The organism is Paraconexibacter sp., assembly GCF_041602235.1.
Taxonomy (GTDB): domain Bacteria; phylum Actinomycetota; class Thermoleophilia; order Solirubrobacterales; family Solirubrobacteraceae; genus Paraconexibacter.
Genome location: NZ_JBFIGP010000461.1, coordinates 1 through 1,877 on the forward strand (window position 1 = coordinate 1; position 1,877 = coordinate 1,877).

General features: G+C 74.2%; 2 protein-coding genes. One reads left to right on the forward strand and one right to left on the reverse strand.

Features of this window, described 5'->3' with window-relative positions:
- Positions 1 to 68: 68 nt before the first annotated feature.
- Positions 69 to 1,103 (reverse strand): YncE family protein, encoded by a 1,035-nt coding sequence (locus tag ABYE80_RS20415; protein WP_372792228.1) that lies wholly within the window; start codon positions 1,101 to 1,103, stop codon positions 69 to 71.
- A 128-nt stretch (positions 1,104 to 1,231) separates the two neighbouring features.
- Between ABYE80_RS20415 and ABYE80_RS20420 the strand changes: the two genes are divergently transcribed.
- Positions 1,232 to 1,843 carry a TetR/AcrR family transcriptional regulator gene (locus tag ABYE80_RS20420; protein WP_372792230.1) on the forward strand — a complete coding sequence of 204 codons (612 nt, stop codon included), beginning with the start codon at positions 1,232 to 1,234 and terminating at the stop codon, positions 1,841 to 1,843.
- Positions 1,844 to 1,877 lie beyond the last annotated feature (34 nt).

The following is a 1,877-nucleotide window of genomic DNA, read 5'->3' on the forward strand; positions in this document are numbered from 1 at the left end:
CGCGCCGAGCGCCGTGGCGGCGCCGGCGGCCCCTGCCCGGAGCGCGTCGCGTCGGGTGACGGGCATGGCTAGCGGCCTCCTGTCAGGCGGATGGTGGTGAGCCGGCCGGAGGCGCCGTCGCCGGCGATGCCGCGCCGGCCGACGACCGCCACGTGGCGGGGCGACCCCTTGACGTTCACGCGCCGGCGGTGGCGCCAGGTGCTCGTCCTGAGGACGGACACGGTGCCCGCGCCGCTGTTGGCCACCATGACGACCGTGCCGCCGCGGCTGAACGCGACGCCGGCCGGGTCCTCGCCGGTGGTCACGGGCGTGCGGGCGCGTCCGGCGGAGAGGTCGAGCGGGGTGACCTGGCGGGCGCCGAAGCCGTTGTGGGTGACGAGGGCGCGCCGGCCGTCGGGCGCGACGGCGAGCCGGGCCGGGAACTGCGGGGTCGCGATCCGGCGCAGCACCCGGGCGTGCTTCACGTCCACGACCGCGACGGCCGACTCGCCGCCGACCGCGACGAGGGCACGCGTGCCGTTCGCGTACAGGGCCATGCCGCGGACGTAGGCGCCGAGCTCGATCGGCTCGTGGACCTTGCCGGTGACGTGGTCGATGCGCGTGAGCGTTCCGTGCTGCCCGCCGCCCGAGACGTAGGCGCGACGGCCGTCGGGGGACAGGGTGATGGCGTAGGGCTCGGGGCCGACGTCCACGTGGTCGGTCTGGCCGGAACGCAGGTCGACGATCGCCACGCCGGGGCGGTCGTAGGCGGCGGTGAGCACGAGCGCGATGCGTCCGTCCGGGGTGATCACGAGGTCCAGCGGTGCGCCGCCGACGTCGATCGACCGTCCGCGCTGCAGGTCCCTGGTCCGGTGGGAGGTGATCGTCGTGCCGGCGGCGTCGGCGGTCCAGACCGTCCGGCCGTCGGGAGCGACCGCGAGGGAGGAGGTGCGCACGGGGCGGGGGGTCGGCGTGCACGCGGCGCTGGGCTGCGCGCGGGCGATGCCCGTGAGCAGCGGTCCCGCCGCGACCTGGGCTGCGACGCCCGTCGCCAGGCCGCCGACGAATCCGCGCCGGGTGCTCATGGGAACGCCCACGCGCCCCTGGCTCTCCTGCTCGACCATCGTGCTCTCCCCTGCAGCTCCCACTGGACAGCGGCGCTGGTGGCGCCACGAACCGACGATAACCAGCTTAATGACGCCTTGTCAAACAGCTTGTCATTAGGGGTCGGGAGCGGGTAGGCTGCGTCGCGATGTCCGCGTCCGCTCAGCGCACCAAGCGCCGGCAGCTCCGCGAGGAGACCCGGCAGCAGATCCTCGACGTGGCTCGCGAGCTGCTGCGCGAGCGGTCGTTCCGCGACCTCAGCGTCGACGCGGTGATGTCCCGGACCGGGCACACCCGGACGGTCTTCTACCGCCACTTCGACGACATCCCCTCGCTCGTGCTGACGCTCATCGCCGAGGTGGGCGGTGAGCTCGTGGCGGTCAGCGAGGCGTGGGCGCACACCGAGGAGTCCTCACCCGCGCAGGCGCGCAAGCAGCTCGGGCACTTCGTCGACTTCTACGTGCGCAACGGCGTGCTGGTCCGGGCCGTCGCCGAAGCAGCGCGCCACGATGCCGCGGTCGAGGCGGCGTACACGCAGATGGTCGAGAACTTCGTGACGCTCATGACCGAGGCGATCGAGGCCCGGGTCGCGCGCGGCGACCTCGAGCCCCTCGATGCGCCGCAGATCGCCCGGGCGCTCGTGTGGATGCTCAACGCGTACCTCAACGACACGCTCGGCCATGAGCCGGTCACCGACCCCGAGCGCGTGCTCGACGCGATCGTCACGATCTGGACGCGGACCCTGTACCCCGCCGCATGAGCACCGGGGAGCACGGCGCGGCCCCGCCGCGCCC